General features: G+C 70.2%; 20 protein-coding genes and 1 riboswitch. Of the genes, 14 read left to right on the forward strand and 6 right to left on the reverse strand.

Annotated elements, in window-relative coordinates; all coding sequences use genetic code 11:
- Window positions 1-94: 94 nt before the first annotated feature.
- The 4 genes from tenA to FIU83_RS04225 form a co-directional block, all read right to left on the reverse strand.
- Entirely contained in the window at window positions 95-763 is a 669-nt protein-coding gene (gene tenA / locus FIU83_RS04210; RefSeq protein WP_152485235.1) for a thiaminase II, read from the reverse strand.
- 69 nt (window positions 764-832) lie between these two features.
- Window positions 833-964: riboswitch (TPP riboswitch) on the reverse strand.
- Window positions 965-1,021: 57 nt separating this feature from the next.
- Complete coding sequence (locus FIU83_RS04215) at window positions 1,022-1,951, reverse strand: lysophospholipid acyltransferase family protein (RefSeq protein WP_152482911.1); 930 nt, start codon at window positions 1,949-1,951, stop codon at window positions 1,022-1,024.
- Between the two features lie 3 nt (window positions 1,952-1,954).
- On the reverse strand, window positions 1,955-2,338 hold the full coding sequence (locus FIU83_RS04220; RefSeq protein WP_152482912.1) for a hypothetical protein: 384 nt from the start codon (window positions 2,336-2,338) through the stop codon (window positions 1,955-1,957).
- 100 nt (window positions 2,339-2,438) lie between these two features.
- Entirely contained in the window at window positions 2,439-2,840 is a 402-nt protein-coding gene (locus FIU83_RS04225) for a VOC family protein (RefSeq protein ID WP_152482913.1), read from the reverse strand.
- Between the two features lie 39 nt (window positions 2,841-2,879).
- On the opposite strand from FIU83_RS04225, the gene FIU83_RS04230 reads away from it, so the two are divergent.
- From FIU83_RS04230 to FIU83_RS04255, 6 genes are all read left to right on the forward strand, one after another.
- A complete protein-coding gene (locus FIU83_RS04230) occupies window positions 2,880-3,536 on the forward strand; it encodes a class I SAM-dependent methyltransferase (RefSeq protein ID WP_152482914.1) in 657 nt (218 codons plus the stop codon).
- Between the two features lie 148 nt (window positions 3,537-3,684).
- A complete protein-coding gene (locus FIU83_RS04235) occupies window positions 3,685-5,100 on the forward strand; it encodes an MFS transporter (RefSeq protein ID WP_152482915.1) in 1,416 nt (471 codons plus the stop codon).
- A gap of 93 nt (window positions 5,101-5,193) precedes the next feature.
- Window positions 5,194-6,990 carry an acyl-CoA dehydrogenase gene (locus FIU83_RS04240; RefSeq protein ID WP_152482916.1) on the forward strand — a complete coding sequence of 599 codons (1,797 nt, stop codon included), beginning with the start codon at window positions 5,194-5,196 and terminating at the stop codon, window positions 6,988-6,990.
- Between the two features lie 73 nt (window positions 6,991-7,063).
- Window positions 7,064-8,695, forward strand: coding sequence for an acyl-CoA synthetase (locus FIU83_RS04245; RefSeq protein ID WP_152482917.1), 1,632 nt, complete (start codon window positions 7,064-7,066; stop codon window positions 8,693-8,695).
- A 197-nt stretch (window positions 8,696-8,892) separates the two neighbouring features.
- The gene (locus FIU83_RS04250; protein ID WP_152482918.1) at window positions 8,893-9,741 is read left to right on the forward strand and encodes a 3-hydroxybutyryl-CoA dehydrogenase; all 849 of its coding nucleotides are present in this window, start codon (window positions 8,893-8,895) and stop codon (window positions 9,739-9,741) included.
- A 249-nt stretch (window positions 9,742-9,990) separates the two neighbouring features.
- On the forward strand, window positions 9,991-10,764 hold the full coding sequence (locus FIU83_RS04255; protein ID WP_152482919.1) for an enoyl-CoA hydratase-related protein: 774 nt from the start codon (window positions 9,991-9,993) through the stop codon (window positions 10,762-10,764).
- 89 nt (window positions 10,765-10,853) lie between these two features.
- Here the strand turns inward: FIU83_RS04255 and thpD are convergent, their stop codons facing one another.
- On the reverse strand, window positions 10,854-11,798 hold the full coding sequence (gene thpD / locus FIU83_RS04260; protein WP_152482920.1) for an ectoine hydroxylase: 945 nt from the start codon (window positions 11,796-11,798) through the stop codon (window positions 10,854-10,856).
- 258 nt (window positions 11,799-12,056) lie between these two features.
- Between thpD and rbsD the strand changes: the two genes are divergently transcribed.
- From rbsD to FIU83_RS04285, 5 genes are read left to right on the forward strand one after another with little or no spacing between them, the layout of a single operon-like run.
- Window positions 12,057-12,476, forward strand: a complete 420-nt coding sequence (gene rbsD, locus FIU83_RS04265; protein ID WP_152482921.1) for a D-ribose pyranase — start codon at window positions 12,057-12,059, stop codon at window positions 12,474-12,476.
- The gene (locus FIU83_RS04270) at window positions 12,473-14,005 is read left to right on the forward strand and encodes a sugar ABC transporter ATP-binding protein (protein WP_253939534.1); all 1,533 of its coding nucleotides are present in this window, start codon (window positions 12,473-12,475) and stop codon (window positions 14,003-14,005) included. The genes rbsD and FIU83_RS04270 overlap by 4 nt, the downstream gene beginning before the upstream one ends.
- A gap of 6 nt (window positions 14,006-14,011) precedes the next feature.
- Window positions 14,012-14,977, forward strand: coding sequence for a ribose ABC transporter permease (gene rbsC / locus FIU83_RS04275; protein WP_152482922.1), 966 nt, complete (start codon window positions 14,012-14,014; stop codon window positions 14,975-14,977).
- Between the two features lie 50 nt (window positions 14,978-15,027).
- Entirely contained in the window at window positions 15,028-15,915 is an 888-nt protein-coding gene (rbsB, locus tag FIU83_RS04280) for a ribose ABC transporter substrate-binding protein RbsB (protein WP_152482923.1), read from the forward strand.
- Between the two features lie 29 nt (window positions 15,916-15,944).
- Complete coding sequence (locus FIU83_RS04285) at window positions 15,945-16,988, forward strand: LacI family DNA-binding transcriptional regulator (RefSeq protein WP_152482924.1); 1,044 nt, start codon at window positions 15,945-15,947, stop codon at window positions 16,986-16,988.
- 154 nt (window positions 16,989-17,142) lie between these two features.
- Here FIU83_RS04285 and FIU83_RS04290 read toward each other — a convergent pair whose 3' ends face one another.
- Complete coding sequence (locus FIU83_RS04290; protein WP_152482925.1) at window positions 17,143-18,024, reverse strand: DMT family transporter; 882 nt, start codon at window positions 18,022-18,024, stop codon at window positions 17,143-17,145.
- Window positions 18,025-18,165: 141 nt separating this feature from the next.
- On the opposite strand from FIU83_RS04290, the gene FIU83_RS04295 reads away from it, so the two are divergent.
- The 3 genes from FIU83_RS04295 to FIU83_RS04305 all read left to right on the forward strand — a co-directional run bounded on the left by FIU83_RS04295 (window position 18,166) and on the right by FIU83_RS04305 (window position 21,072).
- A complete protein-coding gene (locus tag FIU83_RS04295) occupies window positions 18,166-19,245 on the forward strand; it encodes an NAD(P)-dependent alcohol dehydrogenase (protein WP_152482926.1) in 1,080 nt (359 codons plus the stop codon).
- Window positions 19,246-19,757: 512 nt separating this feature from the next.
- Entirely contained in the window at window positions 19,758-20,090 is a 333-nt protein-coding gene (locus tag FIU83_RS04300; RefSeq protein ID WP_152482927.1) for a hypothetical protein, read from the forward strand.
- A gap of 136 nt (window positions 20,091-20,226) precedes the next feature.
- Window positions 20,227-21,072 (forward strand): MOSC domain-containing protein, encoded by an 846-nt coding sequence (locus FIU83_RS04305; protein ID WP_152482928.1) that lies wholly within the window; start codon window positions 20,227-20,229, stop codon window positions 21,070-21,072.
- Window positions 21,073-21,114 lie beyond the last annotated feature (42 nt).

Raw genomic sequence — 21,114 nt, forward strand, 5'->3', positions numbered from 1 at the left:
CCCGCCGTGATGGCGGGCCGTGTCATCATCTTTTATCTCGTTTATCTAGCCCGGGGCCGATCCGGGGGCAGCTGATTCACTCGGCAGATATCTCTCAGTCCGCGCGATCCAGCCCCATCTGCCAGAAGTCGATCTCGAGCCGGGTGGCGTCGCGGAACACGTCGGTGAGCTGGGCGAAGCGCGCCGGCGTCACCTCCGCCAGGCGGGCGTCGAGCCAGGCGCGCTCGTCCGCCATGGCCTGCTGGTACGCCTCGCTCTCGTACATGGCGATCCAGGCGTCATAGGGGTTCGCCGCGCCGCGCACCGTGGTGGCCCGGCCGCTGAGCCAGCGGGCGATCTCGCCGTAGCCGACCAGGCAGGGGGCCAGGGCCACGCGCAGGTCGAGCAGGTCGCCACGGTGGCCGGTGTCCAGCACGTAGCGGGTGTAGGCCATCGTCGCGCGGGCCTCGGGCAGGCGCGCCAGGTCCTCTTCGGTGATGCCCCAGCCGCGGCAGTACTCAACGTGCAGCCCCAGCTCCACGTCGACGATGGTCTTCATGCCCTCGAAGGCGTGGCGAAGCTCGCCCAGGTCGCGGCTCTTGTAGGCGGCCAGGGCGTAGGCCCGGGCGAAGTGGATCAGGAACAGGTAGTCCTGCTGGAGATAGTGGCGAAAGGCGCCCTCCTCGAGGGTGGCGTCGCCGAGTCGGCACACGAAGGCGTGCTCGATATAGTCCCGCCAGTCGTTCTGGCTGGCCGCGGTAAGGTCGTCGAAACGGTAGCCCATCATGCCTCCGGTCAAGGGGCGATCCGGAAGCGGGGCGGGAGAGGGTGGCCAGGGGGAATGCCGGCAGGGCACTGGTCACCGCTTGATTCCTACGCCGGTGCTAGCCGGATCAGGTTCCACGGGACCAGCGCTCGGTGTCGTCCGTTGTCTCGACACCCTGCGCCATCTCAGCCGGTTCTACCGGCACCCCGTCAAGCGAAGTGCCTACTCTAGCATCCCGGCGAGGATTTACCAGCCGTCGCCGAGTCTTGCCTGGTCTCAGTATAGCCGGAAGCGCTTCCAGCCGGGCCTTCCCTCGGCCTCCTCGGGGGTCTTGCGATAGCGCTTGTACTCCCACTGGTACTGGACCGGGTCCAGGGCGATGGTCGACTCCACGCAGGCGTTGACCCCGGCGGCCGAGACCGCCTCGTCGGGGTCGTGGACCCGCTCGTCGGCGGCCAGGAAGTGCAGGGCGTAGCCCCGGCCGGGCAGGCGCAGGGCGACGCCGGTGACGACCCGCGCCTCGGTGCGGGCCACCAGCTTGGGCAGCAGGGTGGCGGTGTAGGCGGGCCGGCCGAAGAAGGGCGCGAAGACACCGCTGCCCCAGCTGGGCACCTGGTCGGGCAGGATGCCCACCGCCTCCGAGCGCTTGAGCGCCTTGAGCAGCGCGGCCACGCCGCGGGGGTTGGTGGGCACCAGGCGGGCGCCGCGGCGCTCGCGGCCCCGGCGGATGACCGGGTCCAGTCCGGCGAGCTTGGGCGGCTCGTACATGGCGGTGAAGGGGAAGTGGCCGGAGAGCCAGAAGTTCAGCACCTCCCAGTTGCCGAAATGGGGCGCCAGTACGATCACGCCGCGCCCCTGGGCACGGGCCTCGTCCAGGAGCTCGCGGCCGTGCACCTCGACGATCGATGCCTCGACCCGCTCGGGGTCGCCCATCCAGGCGAAGCCGAGCTCCAGCATGGTGGCGGCGGAGTGGGTCAGGCTCGCTCGCGCCATCCGGCGCCGCTCGGCGTCACCGCGGGAGGGGTAGGCCTCGGCCAGGTTGATGCGGGTGACCCGGCGCTCGCGGCGGCTGACGCTTTCGACCAGCGGGCCGATGACCCGGGCCAGTCGCCACAGGGTGGTCAGGCGTCGGTTCGCGAGGCCGTGCCATAGGGTCGCGATGGCGCGAGCCTGAAGGGCCGGCAGGTGGGAGTCACCGTCGCTCATGGCTCACACCCACCAGGTGTCGACGTTGTCCGGTGCCCGCTTCTCGTTGAGCGCCTTGAGCCCCTTCACGCAGCGGATCACCAGCCACACCACGGCGGCCAGCCAGGTCAGAAAGCCGATCAGCACCAGGGTGAGCAGGCCGGAGACGCCGAAGAACAGCAGGGCCAGCCAGAAGGTGCGAATCTGGTAGCGGTAGTGCTCGTCGAGCCAGTGGGGCCCGTTGCCGCGGTAGACGTAGGCGATCACCACGGCCACCAGCGAGGTCAGCCCGCCGGTGACCATGCCGGCCAGGTGCAGCACGTAGACCACGATGGGAATGGTCGTGTCGGGGGCGCCGCCGGGCTCGGCGACGGCCCGGTCGTCTTCTCGGGGGAGGGGATCGTTCATGGCTCGTCCCTGATGGTGGCTTGGCTGGGGCCAATGATACCGACCGGGGCCGACAATGACACCGGGTCGCCCCGGTCGCGGTCCCAGGCCGGCGGCGGCGTCAGGGAGCGCTGGCGGGCTGCGGCTTCACGGGGCGGCTGATCTCGATGAGGTTGCCGTCGGGGTCGCGCAGGTAGAGCGAGCTGAGCTCGCCCGTGGCGCCCTGGCGGGGCACCGGGCCGAGCTCCACCTCCACGTCCAGCGCCTCCAGGTGACGCTGGACCTCGTCCAGCGGCAGCAGGCTGCGCACGCAGAGATCCACGCTGCCGGGGGTCGGCGTGGCGGCCCGGGGCACGATGTCGGTGGCGGTCCAGTGCAGGCGCAGGGCCATGTCGCCCAGCATCAGGTCGACGCGTTCACGGTCGCGGTAGCGGACCTCGAGCCCCAGGACGCGGGAGTAGAAATCCACGGCGCGGGAAATGTCGGTCACGGTGATGACCAGGTGGTCCAGACCTGACAGCATGCATGTCTCCTCGGAATGATGGCCTGGCAAGAGAATACGATGATGCTGATCTGTCCGCTATGCGCGTCGGTCGATACCGCGCCCTTTCACCGCGACGCCCGGCGCGACTATCAGCGCTGCGGCCGCTGCGCGCTGGTCTTCGTGCCGCCGGCCCAGCGCCTCGACCCCGCGGCGGAGCGGGCGGTCTACGACCAGCACGAGAACTCCCCCGACGACCCCGGCTATCGGCGCTTCCTGTCGCGGCTCTTCGACCCGCTGCGCGAGCGGCTCGCCCCGGGCGCGCCCGGCCTCGACTTCGGGTCGGGCCCCGGGCCGACCCTCTCGGTGATGTTCGAGGAGGCCGGCCACCCGATGGCCATCTATGACCCCTTCTTCGCGCCCGACGAGGGCGTCTTCGCGCGTCGCTACGCCTTCATCACCGCCACCGAGGTAGTGGAGCACCTCTTCGCCCCCGGCGAGGAGCTCGTGCGGCTGGTCGACCGGCTCGAGCCCGGCGGCTGGCTGGGGCTGATGACCAAGCGCGTCACGACCCGCGAGGCCTTCGCCGACTGGCACTACATCCTCGACCCCACCCACGTCTGTTTCTTCAGCGAGGCGACCTTCATCTGGCTCGCCCGGCACCACGATCTGGGCGTGCACTTTCCCGCCGACGACGTGGTATTGCTGCAGCGGGGGGCATCGGGCCAGGTTCGATAACCTGCCGTTATCATGAGGAAAAAAGCCGCCAATCGGCCTCGCCGAGGGGATTGGCGGCGCTTGGCGGCGGGCGTATATTCGATCCTGCGAGTCCCTGCTGCCCGGCCGCGGCGGCGCCCTTCCATCCCGTTCGTTGCGAGTTTCGCCCATGTCTCGGCAGCTGCTGCTCATGGCCCTGGCACCCTTGCTGGGGCTCTTCATTTTGGGGATCGGCAACGGTTTCCTGGCCACCGTGATCACCCTGCGCCTGGACGCCGCCGGCGAGTCGCCGGTGGTGATCGGCTGGGTCTCCTCCGCCTACTTCGTCGGCCTGGCATTGGGCGCCATGCTCAACGATCGGCTGCTGCTGGCGATCGGCCATATCCGCGCCTACGGTAGCTTCGCCTCGCTGGTGGCGGTCACCGTGCTGCTGCAGGGGCTGGTGGACGAGCCCTGGGCCTGGTTCGCGCTGCGCCTGATCGGCGGCTGGGCCACGGTGGGGGTCTACCTGGTCATCGAGAGCTGGCTGCTGGCCTCCGGCGATGCCGGGGTGCGCGGTCGCCTGCTGGCGCTCTACATGATCGCCCTCTACGCCGCCGGCGTGCTCGGCCAGCTGCTGCTGGGCATCACCGAGGCGATGGGCGGGTCGGCCTCGTTCATGGTGATCGGCCTGCTGGCCTCGCTCTCGGTGCTGCCCATGGCGATGATCCCGCGGGTCTCGCCGCTGATCGAGAAGGCCGAGCCGCTCTCGCCGCTGCGCCTGGTCACCCTGACGCCCACCGGGGTGATGGGCAGCTTCGGCTCGGGGCTGGCGGTGGCCGCCGCCTACTCGCTGCTGCCGCTCTACCTGCAGCGCACGGGGCTCTCCGTCGACCGGGTCGGCCAGATGATGGCGGTGGTAGTGCTCGGCGCCATGCTGCTGCAGTACCCGGTCGGGCGCTGGTCGGATCGCCACGACCGCCAGCTGGTGCTGATCCTGATCGGCGCCTTCTGCACCCTGATCTCTGCGGCGGTGATCTGGCTGCCGATGAACGTGTCGGTACTGGCGGTGCTGCTGTTCCTGCTCGGCGGCGGCATCTTCTCGCTCTATCCGGTGGCGGTGGGGCACGCCGCCGACCGCGCCCCGGCCGGCGCCCTGGTCCCCATGAGCCAGGGCCTGCTGATGATCAACGCCGTCGGCTCGGCGGTGAGCCCGCCGCTGGCCTCGCCGTTGATGAGCCTCGCCGGCGATACCGGCCTGTTCTGGGCCTTCGGCGGACTGGGGCTGTTCCTGGTGCTCTTCTTCGGCTGGCGGCGCAGCGTGCGCCCGGCGCCGCTGCCGGTGGCGCCGTTCTCCGCCACCACCCCGATGTCCTCGGTGGGCGCCGAGCTCGCCGTGACCGAGGAGTGGGTGCAGGGCGCCATCGGGCACGAGCACGTGGAGGATCTCTCCGATGCCGTGCCGGAGGTCGAGGTGGCCGAGCCGCTGGTGGGCCCGCCGCCGCCCGACGAGCCGCACATCGTCTACTTCGAGGAGCCCGAGCCCGAGCCGGTTCCGAGCCAGGCGGAGCTGGAACTGGAGTGGGAGCCCGTCGAGGGGCGTTGAGGGGCGTTGAGGAGAGGGGCGACCTTGGGCTAATGGCCAACGAAAAGTAGGGAATCTACTATCGTGGCTATCATTTTTCCTAGAGGTGCCCCCATGACGCCCTATGCCGCTCCCGTCCGCGATCTCCGCTTCGTGCTGGAGGAACTGCTCGAGCACGGCTCGCTGGCCCTGCCCGGCTTCGAGGAGGCCAGCCCCGACCTGGTCGAGGCGGTGCTCGAGGAGGCGGCGAAGCTCGCCGGCGACGTCTGGGCCCCGCTCAATGCCAGCGGCGACCGCCAGGGCTGCACCCGCCGCCAGGACGGCTCGGTCGGCGTGCCCGATGGCTTCATCGAGGCCTACCGCGCCTACGCCGAGGGCGGCTGGAACGGCATCGGCGTCAGCGAGGCGCGGGGCGGCCAGGGCCTGCCCGAGGTAGTGGCGAGCGCCGTGCAAGAGATGCTCCACGGCGCCAACATGGCCCTCGGGCTCTGCCCGATGCTCACCGCGGGCGCCATCGAGGCGCTGGCCCACCACGGCAGCGAGGAACTCCAGGCCCGCTACCTGCCGAAGCTGGTCGAGGGCACCTGGACCGGCACCATGAACCTCACCGAGCCCCAGGCCGGCTCCGACCTCTCCAAGGTGCGTACCCGCGCCGTGCCCCAGGAGGACGGCAGCTATCGGCTCTTCGGCCAGAAGATCTACATCACCTGGGGCGAGCACGACGCCGCCGAGAACATCCTGCACCTGGTGCTGGCGCGCACCCCGGACGCCCCCGAGGGCAACAAGGGCATCTCGCTGTTCCTGGTGCCGAAGTATCTGGTGGGCGAGGACGGCGCGCTCGGCGAGCGCAACGACGTCACCTGCGCCTCCATCGAGCACAAGCTGGGCATCCACGGCTCGCCGACCTGCACCCTCGCCTTCGGCGAGCACGCCGGCGCCATCGGCTACCTGGTGGGCGAGCCGGGGCGCGGCCTCAACCACATGTTCACCATGATGAACGAGGCGCGCCACAAGGTCGGGGTGCAGGGCATCGGCGTGGCCGAGCGTGCCTGCCAGCACGCCTTCGCCTACGCCCTGGACCGCGTGCAGGGCAAGCGCCCGGCGCACCGCGGCGGGGGCGAGTGCCCCATCGGCGACCACCTGGACGTGCGGCGCATGCTGCTCTCCATGCGTGCCCGCACCGATGCACTGCGCGCGCTGGCCCTCACCTGCGCAGCCCAGCTCGACGTGGCTCGCCACGCCGCGGAGGAGGGCGAGCGCCAGGCCGCCCAGGCCCGGGCCGAGGTGCTGATCCCGGTGGTCAAGGCCTTCTCCACCGACCAGGCCGTGGAGATCGCTTCCCTCGGCGTGCAGGTGCACGGCGGCATGGGCTTCATCGAGGAGACCGGCGCCGCCCAGCTGCTGCGCGACGCGCGGATCGCGCCCATCTACGAGGGCACCAACGGCATCCAGGCCCTGGACCTGGCCGGGCGCAAGCTGCAGCGCGACGGCGGCCGGGCGCTGGGGGGGCTGATCGACGAGGTGGAGGGCACCGCCCGGGCGCTGTGTGCCGCACCTGGCCTGGCGCCGCTCGGCGAGGCGCTGGCCGCCGGGGCCGCCGACCTCACCGCGGTGCTTGCCGTGCTGCTCGAGCAGGGCGGTGATCCCGAGCGCGGCCCCGATGCCGTCCAGGCCTACGCCACCCCCTTCCTGAGCCTCGCCGGCCACGTGCTCTGCGCCTGGCAGATGGGGCGCTCGGCGCTGGCGGCCACCGCCGCCCGCGAGGCCGGCAGCGACGACCCCTTCTACCAGGCCAAGCTGGCGAGCGCCGACTTCGCCCTGCGCCAGTGGCTGCCCGTGGGGCGCGCCCAGCGCGCGGTGATCGAGGCCGGCATGGAGAGCCTCGTCGCCTTCGCGCCTGGTGCCCGGTAAGTCTTGCGTCCTCAGCCTCCCCGTCGCCGGCCCCGCGCCGGCGACGAACCAACGGAACCCCGTGGAGCCCATCATGACCCAGAGCATCTTCGAGCAGGGCCTGCCCCAGACGCCGGCCAACCACGTGGCGCTCTCGCCGCTGACCTTCATCGAGCGCAGCGCCAGCGTCTACCCGGACTACCCGGCGGTGGTGCACGGCGAGACCCGCCGCACCTGGGCCGAGACCTGGACGCGCTGTCGGCGTCTCGCCTCGGCGCTGGAGCGCCGCGGCATCAAGCCCGGCCAGACCGTGGCCGCCATGCTGCCCAACGTGCCGGCGATGTTCGAGGCGCACTTCGGCGTGCCGCTGGCGGGCTGTGTGCTCAACACCCTGAACATCCGCCTGGACGCCGACGCCATCGGCTACATGCTCGAGCACGGCGAGGCCAAGGCCGTGCTGGTCGACCCCGAGTTCGCCGATGTGATCGAGGCGGCGGTGGCCGGGCTTGAGCACCCGCCGCTGCTGATCGACGTCGACGATGCGCTCTTCGAGGGCGAGGCGCGCCGCATCGGCGAGGTGGAGTACGAGGCCCTGCTGGCCGAGGGCGACCCCGACACCGCCTACGTGCTGCCCCAGGACGAGTGGCAGGCGATCTCGCTCAACTACACCTCCGGCACCACGGGCAAGCCCAAGGGCGTGGTCTACCACCATCGCGGCGCCTACCTGAATGCGGTGAGCAACATCCTCGAGTGGGCCATGCCCCACCACCCGGTCTACCTGTGGACCCTGCCGATGTTCCACTGCAACGGCTGGTGCTTCCCCTGGACCCTCGCCGCCCGCGCCGGCGTCAGCGTCTGCCTGCGCCGGGTCGATCCGAGGAAGGTCATGGACCTGCTCGCCGACGAGGGGGTGACCCACTTCAGTGGCGCGCCGATCATCCTCAACGGCCTGGTCAACCTGCCCGACGAGCAGAAGCGCGACTTCGACCACCCGGTGAAGGTCACCACCGCCGGCGCCGCGCCGCCTGCCTCGGTGATCGCCGGGGTCGAGGAGCTCGGCATCGAGGTGACCCACGTCTATGGCCTGACCGAGGTCTACGGCCCGGTCACCGTGTGCGCCTGGCGCGAGGCCTGGAACGCGCTGTCCCTGGAGCAGCGCGCCCGGATCAAGGCCCGCCAGGGCGTGCGTTACCACATGCTCGAGGCGCTCTGCGTGGCTGACCCGACCACCCTCGAGCCGGTGCCCAGGGACGGCGAGACCATCGGCGAGATCCTGATGCGCGGCAACAACGTCATGAAGGGCTACCTCAAGAACGAGGCGGCCACCGAGCAGGCGCTGGAGGGCGGCTGGTACCATACCGGCGACCTGGCGGTCTGGCACCCGGACGGCTACCTCGAGATCAAGGACCGCTCCAAGGACATCATCATCTCCGGGGGCGAGAACATCTCCACCATCGAGGTGGAGGACGCCGTCTACTCGCATCCGGCGGTGGAGGAGGCCGCGGTGGTGGCCAAGCCCGACGAGAAGTGGGGCGAGACGCCCTGCGCCTTCGTCAAGCTCAAGGTGGGGTACGGCGAGGTCACCGAGCAGGAGATCATCGAGCACTGCCGCAAGCACCTGGCCCGCTTCAAGGTGCCGAAGACGGTGATCTTCACCGAGCTGCCCAAGACCTCCACCGGCAAGATCCAGAAGTTCGTGCTGCGCGACGAAGCGCGCAAGCAGTAATCCGACAGGATGCACGGTTCAGTGCCTGCAGCGAGAGGCGTCGGGAACAGGCCGAAGAGGAGGTCTTTTGCCAGGGAAGGCAAAGGTAGCGCCCAGGGACGGGTTTACAGCGCCTCCTTGGAGGTCTGTTGCCGGAAATGCCTCGAGCGAGCCGTACAATTGCAGTGGTCCTGCCAATCACACCTAAGGAGAGTGCAATGAGTGAGCAACCGATCGGCGTGGTCGGCGCCGGTACCATGGGCCAGGGCATCGCCCAGGTGCTGGCGGCGAGCGGCTTCGAGGTCAAGCTCTACGACGTCGCCGACGAGCAGCTCGGCCGCGCCACGGCGGCCATCGACAAGGGGCTTTCCAAGCTGGTGGCCAAGGAGAAGCTCGGTGAGGCCGACAAGGCGGCCGCCATGGCGCGCCTGGACACCACCACGGCGCTCGACGCCCTGCGCGAGTGCGAGGTGATCATCGAGGCCGCGCCCGAGCAGCCCGCGCTCAAGGAGAAGCTCTTCCGCGACCTGAGCCGCCTTACCCACGACGCGATACTGGCCTCCAACACCTCCTCGCTGTCGCTGACCCGCCTGGCGGGTGTGTGCGAGCGTCCCGAGCGGGTGGTCGGCATGCACTTCTTCAATCCGGTGCCGGTGTTGAAGCTGGTCGAGGTGATTCGCGCCGAGCAGACCAGTGACGCCACCGTGGCGCGCATCGAGGCGCTGGCCGAGGCGCTCGGCAAGACCGCCGTGCCGGTGGGCGACTCCCCGGGCTTCGCGGTGAATCGCCTGCTGGTGCCGATGATCAACGAGGCGGCCTTCCTGGTGCAGGAGGGCGCGGCCACCCCCGAGGCCATCGACGAGGCGATGAAGCTCGGCGCCGCCCACCCCATGGGGCCGCTGGCGCTCGCCGACCTGATCGGCCTGGACGTCTGCCTGTCGATCATGGAGGTGCTGCAGGACGGCTTCGGCGATCCCAAGTACCGCCCCTGCCCGCTGCTCAAGCGCATGGTCGATGCCGGTTACCTGGGGCGCAAGTCCGGCCGCGGCTTCCACGTCTATCAATAAGGCGCCGGCGATGGGCGCCGGAACGCGAGGCCGTCGAGGAGGCGCTGTGAATACCTCCCTGTACGCTACCGACGCCTTCCCTGGCGTAGGACCTGCTCTTCAGCCTGCCCCCGGCGCCCCTTTACTTTACGGGTAGCCGGCCCCGACAAAAGAGGGGATTGCCGCCCAACCAAGCGTTCGCTAGGGTTGGGCGGTCTGCTATCAATAACGCCTACCCCCCCCCCCAACAACAATCCCAGGAGCCCTTCCATGAGCGAGACCCTGATCGAGGTCGCCGACAACGCCGGCGTCGTGCGCCTGACAATCAGCCGCCCCAAGGCGCTGAACGCCCTCAACAGCGCCGTGATCGGCGAGCTGGCCAGCGTGCTCGACGACCTGGAGCAGCGCGACGACCTGCGCGCCGTGCTGATCACCGGGGCCGGCGAGAAGTCCTTCGTCGCCGGCGCCGACATCGCCGAGATGCGCGACAAGACTCCGGAGCAGGCCCGCGCCTTCGCCGGCCAGGCGCTCAAGACCATCAAGCGCCTGGAGACCCTGCCGGTGCCGGTGGTGGCGCTGGTCAACGGCTTCTGCCTCGGCGGCGGCTGCGAGCTGGCCCTGGCCTGCGACTGGGCGGTGGCCAGCGACAACGCCATCTTCGGCCAGCCCGAGGTGCTGCTCGGCGTGATCCCCGGCTTCGGCGGCACCCAGCGCCTGCCGCGTCGCGTCGGCCCGGCCATGGCCATCGACCTGGTGACCACCGGCCGCAAGATCGATGCCCAGGAGGCGCTGCGCATCGGCCTGGTCAATCGCGTCATGCCCCAGGACGAGCTCGAGGCCTACGCCGAGGAGCTCACCAAGCAGCTCGGCGGCAACGGCCCCGAGGCGGTGCGCGGCGCCAAGCAGGCGGTCCACGACGGCCTCGACCAGGACCTCGACAGCGCGCTGGCGCTGGAGACCAGCCTGTTCGCGCTCTGCTTCGCCGGCGAGGAGCAGCGTGAGGGGATGAGCGCCTTCGTCGAGAAGCGCAAGCCGAACTTCTGAGCCCGCGCTTCCCGCCGCCATGAAAACGGCCGTGACGCTCGCGTCACGGCCGTTGTCGTTTAAGCCGGGCTGAGCGTGTGGCCGACCGCTCAGCGCAGCGGCTCGACCCCCTGGCCCGAGAGCTCCGGGAAGTCGTCGTGCATGGTCAGCGGCTCGACGTGCTCGCGGGCCGCCAGGTACTCGGGCCGCCGCGTGGGCGCCGCATAGGGCTCCTCCAGGGTGTTGTCCACGCTGTTGTAGACGAAGAACAGGTTGGAGCGCGGCCAGGGCGACATGTTCTCGTTCGAGGCGTGCAGGGTGTTGCACTCGAAGAGCAGCAGCGAGCCCGCCGGCCCCTTGGGCGCCTGGATGCCGCCATGCTCGGCGAGCCGCGCCAGGGCCTGCTGGTCCGGCACCCCGACCTGCTGGGCCTTCAGCGACTGCTGCCAGTTGGCCTCGGGGGTCTCGCCCAGGCAGGGCACGAAGTGGCGATGCGAGCCGGGAATCAGCATCAGAGGGCCGTTGAACTCGTTGTTGTCGGTCAGCATCAGCGAGGCGCTGACCGCACGCATGCCCGGCATGCCGTCCTCGGCGTGCCAGGTCTCGAAGTCCGAGTGCCAGTCGAAGCCGCTGCCCTGGAAGCCGTACTTGTCGTTGATGCGCGATTGATGAATGTAGACCTCGCTGCCCAGCAGCTGGCGCACCATGCCGAGGATGCGCGGGTCGCGGGTCAGGCGGTCGAAGTGTTCCGAGAAGCGGTGCATGCCGAACACCGAGCGGATGGCGCCGCTGCTGGGGTCCTGGATGACCTGCTCGGAGCGCATCAGCGCCTCGTCCCTGGCCATCTCCTTGAGCTCCTCGAAGAACGGCTCGATGCGATCCCGCGAGAAGAAGCCGTCGAACCAGAGGAAGCCGTCCCGTTCGTAGCGCGAGAGCGCGACCTCGTCCAGCGGGCCCTCCCAGCGACGCTGGTTGCGGGCATGCACCACCGGCTCGCGGCGGGGCAGGGGGGCGCGGTGGTGGTTCAGCCGGGTGGGATAGGGATCTGCCAACATGAGAAAACCTCCTCGTGAAGTCAGTTGCACTAAACCCGCCGTACCATGTTCAGTAAATCGAATATGACTTCAACCCCCGACCGGCCGGGGCGGGGCGATCATGCCGCCCGGGAAGTCCCGCCGGCGCGGTGTTGGCCGGCCCGTGGCGCGATCGCCCGGGTCGCCTTGCGTTGGGCATAGACTTATGGATAATCGCGACCGCAAACGTTTGCGTCCTACGCTGAAGCTCATTATCGCGATACCTCGCCTGGATGTGTCATGAAACGCCACGGCCTTCTGAATGCCCCCCTCGCCACGCTCATCGCCGAGCTTGGCCATACCGACACCCTCGTGATCGCCGATGCCGGGCTGCCGATTCCCCCGGGCGTGCCCCGGGTCGATCTGGCGCTGCGCCCGGGCCTGCCCGGCTTTCTCGAGGTGTTCGATGCGCTGGCCGACGAGCTCTGCCTGGAGGGGGTGACCCTGGCCAGCGAGCTCGCCGAGGTGAGCCCCGACCTGCATGACCGGCTCGCGGCGCGCCTCGATGCCCTGGACGCCCGGGAAAAGGCCCCGCTCACGCGCACCCGCGTCTCCCACGAGGCCTTCAAGGGGCTGGTGCCCGAGGCGCGCTTCGTGGTGCGCACCGGCGAGTGCACGCCCTTCGCCAACGTCGTGCTGCGCAGTGGGGTGCCGTTTTGAGTGCCGCGGAGAAGCCGATCGAGGCCGCGCAGCCGCGCATGGCGCTGCAGGGGATCGGCAAGTCGTTCGGGGCGGTCACCGTGCTGCAGGACGTCGACCTGGACCTCTATGCCGGCCACGTGCTGGCGCTGGCCGGGGAGAACGGGGCCGGCAAGTCGACCCTGATGAAGGTGCTCAGCGGCGTCCACCAGGCCGACGCCGGCGTGATCCGGCTGCACGGCCGCGAGGTGCGCTTTACCACCCCGCGCCAGGCCATGGACGCCGGCATCGCCATCATTCACCAGGAGCTCAACCTGGTGCCGACCCTCTCCGCCGGCGAGAACATCTTCCTCGGCCGCGAGCCGCTCACCGCCTGGGGCAGCGTCGACTGGCGCCGCCTGTTCCGCGAGGCGGCGGCGCTGCTCGAGGAGCTCGAGCAGCCCATCGACCCGCGCGCGCCGGTCTCCGAGCTGAGCATCGGCCAGCAGCAGATGGTCGAGATCGCCCGGGCGCTGTCGCTGGATGCCGAGATCATCGTCATGGACGAGCCCACCGACGCCCTGACCGACGTCGAGACGGCGGTGCTCGAGCGGGTGGTCGCCACTCTGCGCGCCGCCGGCAAGTCGCTGGTTCTGATCACCCACCGGCTGGCCGAGATCTTCCGCATGTGCGACGACGTCGCCGTGCTGCGTGACGGCCGCCTGGTGCATCAGGGCCCCACGGCGGAGTCCAACGAGGATCGGCTGATCCAGCAGATGGTCGGCCGGGAGCTCGCCGACCGCTACCCCTATGAGCCGCCCGAGGCCGGCGACGTGGTGCTCGAGGTCGAGCACCTGGCGGCGCCGGGCGTCGACGGCGTCTCCTTCACCGCCCGCGCCGGCGAGGTGCTGGGCTTCGGCGGCCTGATGGGCGCCGGGCGCACCGAGATGTGCCGCGCCCTGTGCGGCGACGTGGCGCGTCGCGGCGGGCGGGTCCGGGTCAAGGGACGCGAGGTGCGGTTCGCCTCGCCCCGCCAGGGCCTCGAGGCGGGCCTCGTCTACGTGCCGGAGGATCGCAAGCAGTCGGGCCTGGTGCTCGATCACTCGGTGGCCGACAACATGTCGCTGACCGCGCTGCCGGCGTTCTGTGGCCCGCTGGGCGTCGTCCGCCACGGCCGCGAGCGCCGCGCCATCGACCACTACATCGAGGCCTTCCGCATCAAGCTGAGCGATGCCGGCCAGCCGGTGACGACCCTCTCCGGCGGCAACCAGCAGAAGGTGTCGCTGGCCAAGGCGCTGATGCCCGAGCCCGAGATCGTGATCCTCGACGAGCCCACCCGCGGGGTCGACGTCGGCGCCAAGCGCGAGATCTATCTGCTGATCAACCGCCTCAAGCGCGAGGGCAAGTGCGTGCTGCTGATCTCCTCGGAGATGCCGGAGCTGATCGGCCTGTCCGATCGCATCCTCGTGCTGGCCAACGGCCATGTCAGCGGCGAGTTCACCCGCGACGAGGCCACCCAGGAAAAGATCATGACCGCGGCGGCACATGTCGCCACGCCGATGGAGACTTGAGAGACCATGACTGCTACCCCCATGAAGCGATCGGCGGTGCGCCTGCTGATCGACAACAAGGCCTTCCTGGCCCTCGTGCTGCTGGTCGTGGTGAGTGCCGCCATGAGCGACAACTTCCTGACCGGGGACAACCTGCTCAACGTCCTGCGCCAGACCAGCATCAACGCCATCATCGCGATGGGCGTGACCTTCGTCATCCTGACCGCCGGCATCGACCTCTCGGTGGGCGCCGTGCTGGCGCTGAGCGGCGCCTTCGCCGCCTCGATGACCGCCTCGGGGCTCGCCCCCTGGCTCAGCGTGCCCGGCTCCCTCGCCGCCGGCGCGGCGATGGGCATGGTATCGGGGCTGTTCGTGGCCTACGGGCGCATCCAGGCCTTCGTGGTCACCCTGGTCGCCATGACCGTGGTGCGCGGGGCGACCCTGGTCTACACCGACGGCCGGCCGATCTCCATCGGCGGCGGTGACGTCGCCGACGCCTTCTGGCAGCTCGGCGGCGGCTACTGGATGGGCATCCCGATCCCGATCTACCTGATGTTCTTCGTCTTCGTGCTCTGCTGGGCCGTGCTGCACCACACCCGCTTCGGCCGCCACGTCTACGCCGTGGGCGGCAACGAGCAGGTCGCGCGGCTCTCGGGCATCAACGTCAACCGCATCAAGGTCAGCGTCTACGCCATCGCCGGGGCCTGCGCGGCCCTGGCCGGGGTGGTGCTGACCGCGCGCCTGGGCTCCGCCCAGCCCACCGCCGGCATGACCTACGAGCTCGACGCCATCGCCGCGGTGGTGATCGGCGGCACCAGCCTGATGGGCGGGCGCGGGCGCATCTTCGGCACCCTGGTCGGGGCGCTGGTGATCGGGGTGCTCAACAACGCCCTGAACATCCTCGGCGTCTCGTCCTACTTCCAGATGATCGCCAAGGGCGCGGTCATCCTGCTGGCGGTGCTGATCGACAGCCGCTCGCAGTCCTCGTCCTGACTCGCACTGAGCCCGGACACTCGACAACAAGACCGCAGGAGCCTTGCCACATGAAAAAGCTGATCCTGGCCACCGCCGTGGCCGCCACCGTGGGCCTCGGCACGGCCCAGAACGCCATGGCCGACCGTATCGCCCTGGTGATCTCGACCCTCAACAACCCCTTCTTCGTGACCCTTCAGGAGGGCGCCCAGGCCCAGGCGGAGGCGCTCGGCCACGAGCTGATCGTGCTCGACTCCAGCAACGACGCCGCCCGCGAGCTCTCCAACGTCGAGGACGCCCTGTCCCGTGACGTCGACGTGCTGCTGATCAACCCCACCGACTCCGACGCCGTGGTCTCCAGCGTGCGTACCGCCAACGCCCAGGACGTGCCGGTGATCACCCTGGACCGCAGCGCCAACGGCGGCAGCGTGGTCTCCCACATCGCCTCCGACAACGTGGCGGGCGGCGAGCTGGCCGGCGAGTTCATCATCGACCAGCTCGGCGGCGAGGGTAAGGTCGTGCAGCTCGAGGGCGTGCCCGGCGCCTCGGCGACCCGCGACCGCGGCGAAGGCTTCATGACCGCCATCGAGGCGATGGACGGCATCGAGCTGGTGGCCACCCAGCCGGCCAACTTCAACCGCAGCGAAGGCCTCAACGTCATGGAGAACCTGCTCCAGGCGCACCCGCAGATCGACGCGGTGTTCGCCCAGAACGACGAGATGGCCCTGGGCGCCCAGCGCGCGCTGCAGGCGAGCGGCCTCGACGACGTCGTGCTGGTCGGCTTCGACGGCACCGACGATGGCATCCAGGCCGTCAACGACGGCAAGATGAGCGCCACCATCGCCCAGCAGCCGGCGCGCATCGGCGAGTTCGGCGTGACCGCGGCCGACCGCCTGCTCAAGGGCGAGAGCGTCGAGGCCAGCGTGCCGGTGCCGCTGCAGCTGGTGGTCCAGGAATAACGCGTGACCGACGGGCCGGGCGCCGCACCATGATCCGCCTCAAGGACGTCGCCCGGCAGTCGGGCGTCTCGGTGACCACGGTCTCCCACGTGGTCAACGGGACGCGGCGCGTGGCCCCCGCCACCCAGGTGCGGGTGCAGCGCGCCATCGCCGAGCTCGGCTATCGGCCCGACAGCATCGCCAGGGCCCTGAAGTCGAACCGCAGCCGCACCATCGGCATGATCGTGACGGCGGCGAACAACCCCTTCTTCGCCGAGATCATCCGCGGCGTCGAGGATCATGGCTTCGCCCACGGCTACAGCCTGATGCTGTGCAACACGGGCGACGCCGACGCCCGGCAGCTCACCTACCTGCAGGCCCTGCGCGACAAGCGCGTCGACGGCCTGATCGTGATGACCGCCCACAGCGGTCCCGACTTCCTGGCGGCGCTGGCGAGCCAGCCGCTGCCCACCGTGCTGATGGATGCCGACCCGACCAGCGGCGAGGAGATCGCCGTGGTCAACGACGACTCCCGCCTGGGGGCGCGGCTCGCCATCCGGCACCTGCTCGAACGCGGCCTGACCGATATCGCCCTGCTGACGGGTCCCGACTCGCACCCCCGCTCCCGGGAGCGCCTGACCGGCGCCCTGGAGACGCTCGAGGCGGCGGGCCTGCGTCCGCCCGCGTCGCGCATCGTCGCGACCAACCTCTTGGCCGACGGCGGCCACGCCGCCATGCGCCAACTGCTCGAGGCCTCGCCGCCGCCCCAGGCGCTCTTCGCCTTCAACGACCTGGTGGCCATCGGCGCCATGCGCGCGGCCCGGGAGCACGGGCTCGCGCTTCCCGACGACCTCTCGGTGGTCGGCTACGACGACATCGAGCTCGGCCGCTATCTCTCCCCGGCCCTGACCACTGTGCACCAGCCGGTCTACGAGCTGGGGGCGATGGCCAGCGCCCAGCTCATCGACCGCCTGGAGCACGGCCGCCCCCTGCAGCCGGTGCTGCGCCTCGACCCCAGCCTGGTCGTCAGAGAGTCGGTGAGAGAGCCGACCAGGGAGTCGGCGGGCGCGTCGTTCAGCGCCCGCCCTTCCTGAGCCCTCGCCGCCCGCCGCGTGATGTCACGCGCAAGCGGGCGGCCCCGCCGGGCGCGGGACAGCGGGTCGTTCAGCCGGTCATGGAAGCGACGCTGGACCTCGGCCATGGCGCCTTCGTCGTCGGAGGGGGCTCCGCTCAGTCCAGGCCAGCCGTCTAGACCAGGGAGCCTCGTCCCAGCCGGATCATCCGCGTGGCGATGGCGGTGCCCGCCAGGGTGATCGCCATGCCGGCGAGGATCTGCAGGCTGAGCCCCTCGTCGAGCAGCAGGTACCCCCACAGCAGGGCGCTGACCGGCACCAGGAAGGTGACGGTGGAGGTCGCGGTGGCCCCGGCGCTCGCGATCAGGCCGAAGTAGAGCAGGAAGGCGACGGCGGTGCTCAGCACCGCCAGCGCCAGGCCGTTGCCCCAGGCCAGGCCGCTGATCGGCGCCTCGGGCCAGAGCAGCAGCCCCGGCACCAGCAGGATCAGCGCCGAGGCGGCGGTGCTGCCGGCCGCCAGCACCCGCACCGGCAGGTGCGAGAGGTGGCGCCGGGCGTAGTTGCCGGCGATGCCGTAGCAGAAGGTGGCGCCCAGCACCGCGAGGATGAACCAGCCGTCGCCGCCCAGCGCGAAGTCCAGCCGGTCCGCCGAGAGCACGTACACGCCGAACAATGCCAGGGCGAGCCCCAGGTACTGCTGGCGCTGTACCGGGGTGGCGAAGCACAGCGCCCCGATCAGCGCGGTGAAGATCGGCGTGGTGGCGTTGATCAGCGAGGTGAAGCCCGCCTCCAGCCGGGTGGTGGCGAGCGCCAGCAGCGAGAAGGGCAGCACGTGGTTGATCAGGCCGAGCAGCAGCAGCCGGCCCGCGTGCTCACGCACCAGGCGCAGGTAGCGCAGGCTCCACAGCAGCGGCAGCAGCAGCAGCGCCCCGATGCCCATGCGCAGCAGGATCAGCGGCACGGGGCCGAATTCGGGCACCGCCACCCGCATGAAGATGAACGACATGCCCCACAGGGTGGAGAGCAGGATCAGGCGCAGGGTATCGGCCGGTGACATTCGACGTCCTTGGTGTTGGGGCAGGGGAGGGGATGGCCCGGGGCGCGAATCCACGCATCCTTGATGTCCATCATGGGCAAGAGCGGCACAGGGCTGCTATAGCTTAACCGCTTATATGCTAATGCACGCAAGGAGTCCTGCATGCCTGCCATGATGAAAGCCGCCATCTTCGTCGAACCCGGCCGCATCGAGATCGATGACAAGCCGGTGCCGGAGATCGGGCCCGACGACGCCCTGATCCGGGTGACCACCACCACCATCTGCGGCACCGACGTGCACATCCTCAAGGGCGAGTACCCGGTGGAGCGGGGCCTGACCGTGGGCCACGAGCCGGTGGGGGTGATCGAGAAGCTCGGGGCCAATGTCAAGGGCTACCAGGAAGGCCAGCGAGTGATCGCCGGGGCGATCTGCCCGAGCTTCACCTCCTACGCCTGCCAGGACGGCTGCAGCGCCCAGGACGGCGGCCACCACGCCCACGGCTACAAGCCCATGGGCGGCTGGCGCTTCGGCAACACCATCGACGGCGCCCAGGCCGAGTACCTGCGCGTGCCGGATGCCCAGGCCAACCTCTCGCCGGTGCCCGATGGCTTGAGCGACGATCAGGTGCTGATGTGCCCGGACATCATGTCCACCGGTTTCGCCGGGGCGGAGTCCGCCAATATCAAGATCGGCGACAGCGTGGTGGTCTTCGCCCAGGGGCCCATCGGCCTGTGCGCCACCGCCGGCGCTCGGCTGCGCGGTGCCGGGCTGATCATCGCCGTGGACGGCGTCGACGAGCGGCTCGAGATGGCCCGCAGGATGGGCGCCGATGTGGTCATCGACTACCGCAAGGTCGACGTGGTCTCCGAGGTCCTCAAGCTGACCGGCGGGCGCGGCGTGGATGCCTCCATCGAGGCGCTGGGGCTGCAGCAGACCTTCGAGTCCGCGCTGCGGGTGCTCAAGCCCGGCGGCACCCTGTCGAGCCTGGGCGTCTACTCCGAGGATCTCACCATTCCCCTGGACGCCTTCAGTGCGGGCCTGGGCGACAACCGGATCGTCACCTCGCTCTGCCCCGGCGGCAAGGAGCGCATGCGCCGGCTGATGCAGATCATCGACAGCGGCCGCCTGGACCTCGGCCCCATGGTCACCCATCGCTACCCGCTGGAGCAGATCGTCGACGCCTACGACCTCTTCTCCCACCAGCGCGACGGCGTGCTCAAGATCGCCCTCGAGGTGTCCTGACCTCCATCGCCCTGCGCGACCGGGCGGCGGCCTCCCGCCGCCCGACGCCTGCTGACAGCCCCTGTCCGCCCGCCCCGGCCATGGCGGGCTGTCATGTCGCGCCATTGGCCCGTCCGCCAGTCACCAACCGAGGGGTTTCACTGGACGAGAGGGGACGATAAGCTGTCGATCTTCACTACCCCTTGTGGTGCACCGTGGCGTTATACTAGCGCCCCGCGATGCAGGCCCTTGATGTGGCGCGCCCACGGGCGGCCCCTTGCCTCTGCATCGGCACGATCTTTCGATAGGCACGCTTTCGACAGGCAATCTCGCCCGGACGACGCCTGAGCGCGCGTCCAGCCGACGGCCGGTAGGCGTGAGCCGTGCGACCCCCGTCATGATGGCTCGCCACCCCGCCATCGCAGCGCGCGCCGGCTCCCCTGTCATGGCGCGTCGAACCGGCACTGTCGAGCGATGGATGCCGTCCCCTTTGATGACCCGCCGCATGTGCCCATGCGGCCCACGGAGCAACGATGGAAACGGAACTGAGCGAATTCGAACAGGTGATGCGTCGCCAGATCGAGGACTTCATGAGCCCCAAGAAGGGCGAGGCGAAGCGCCGCGATACCAAGGCGACGCCCGCCGCTCCGGCGCCCAAGGCACCCCGCAGCAAGGCCGCCGGCGCGCCGAAGACCGGCCACCGCATCAAGCTGGCGGTGCGCACCAAGCCGCTGGAGATGGACACCGAGTTCGAGCATATCTCCACCAGCATCTCCAAGGTCGAGGCCCAGCTCGAGGCCGAGAAGGCCGCCAAGAAGGCCGGCTACCCGATCATCGGCTACGTGATCGAGACCCAGCGACTCTGAGGCCCTGCCCTCGAGAGGCCTGTCGACACCCTGACTTCTTGCACCGGCCGCCCGTTGACGCCTCCGCGCGCGCGCCCCTATGCCCGGCCGCCTCGGCAGGGCACGATAGGGGCCCCATCGGCGAGAGGCAGGACCCGTGAAGATCACCCAGCTCACTATCTATCCGGTGAAGTCGCTGCGCGGCATCTCCCTCCAGTGCGCCGAGCTCACCGAGCGCGGCCTGGCCCACGACCGGCAGTGGATGGTGGTCGACGACATCGGCCGCTTCGTTACCCAGCGCCAGCTCCCCGGCATGGCCCGGATCAGCGTGCGCCTGACCGACGAGGCGCTGGTGCTCGAGCACCCGGACGCCGCGCCGCTCGCCGTTCCCCTCGAGCATGCGGACCGGCCGCGCCTGCCGGTCTACGTCTGGGACGACCTGTGCCAGGCGCTGGACGAGGGCGCCGAGGCCGCCGCCTGGCTCGGCGCCGTGCTCGGCGACTTCAAGGGCAGCGGCCTGCGCCTGGTGCGATTCGCCCCGGACCAGCGCCGCGACGTCGAGGCCCACTACCTGGCCCCCGACGAGCGGGCCCACACCGCCTTCGCCGACGGCTATCCCTTCCTGGTGGTCACCGAGGGGTCGCTTGCCGAGGTGAACCGCCGCCTCGCGGCCAAGGGCCTCGCCCCGGTGCCCATGGAACGCTTCCGGCCCAGCATCGTGGTGGACGCCGCCGAGCCCTTCGCCGAGGACGGCTGGGACGCGCTCGCCCTGCACGAGGGCAAGGTGCGTCTCGGCCTGCGCAAGCCCTGCCAGCGCTGCAAGATCACCACTGTCGACCAGGCGAGCGGCGAGATCGCCGTGCCCGGCGAGCCGCTGCGCACCCTGGTGGAGATGAACACCCGCCTTGCCCCGGGCGGCTACTTCGGCCAGAACGCCATCCTGCTGGCCGGCGATGGCGACACGCTCGCCGTCGGCGACGAGCTGGTGCCCACCCCGCGCTGAGCCGGGCCGCCCGTCGCCGCACCGCGGCGGGGCTATACTCCG

Origin of the sequence: Halomonas sp. THAF5a, assembly GCF_009363755.1 — a bacterium.
Taxonomy (GTDB): domain Bacteria; phylum Pseudomonadota; class Gammaproteobacteria; order Pseudomonadales; family Halomonadaceae; genus Halomonas.